1 protein-coding gene is annotated in these 346 nt (G+C 64.2%); it reads right to left on the reverse strand.

The annotated features are described in order from the left end of the window. Positions 1 to 346: ATP-binding protein (locus EN850_RS34525; RefSeq protein WP_136093003.1), on the reverse strand; the 346-nt coding region annotated here is incomplete at both ends.

Here is a 346-nt window from a genome sequence, read left to right on the forward strand (position 1 = left end):
GCAGGCAGTGCAGCGGTCGCACCGACGCTGCGTGTGACTGAAGAAGTTCTTCAAGGGAAGGAAGAGGGTCCACCTCCGTGGTGGAGGCCACCGTGAAGCGCCACGCGAATGAGGCACCGCCTGCTTCACTGCGGCCCACGCTGATCGTCCCACCCATGGCATCGGAAATCAGCCGCACGATGTACAGCCCCAGCCCGACACCCTGCTCGCAGCGTGCCGCACCCTGGCTGAGCTGTACGAACGGCGAGAAGATCGTCTCCAGGTCCGCGGCTTCGATCCCCGTGCCGGAATCGCAGACCTCGATCTGAACCTGGCAGTCGTCACCCGATCGGGTGGCATTGATGGA

Origin of the sequence: Mesorhizobium sp. M8A.F.Ca.ET.207.01.1.1 (assembly GCF_004794715.1) — a bacterium.
In the GTDB taxonomy this organism is placed as follows: Bacteria; Pseudomonadota; Alphaproteobacteria; order Rhizobiales; family Rhizobiaceae; genus Mesorhizobium.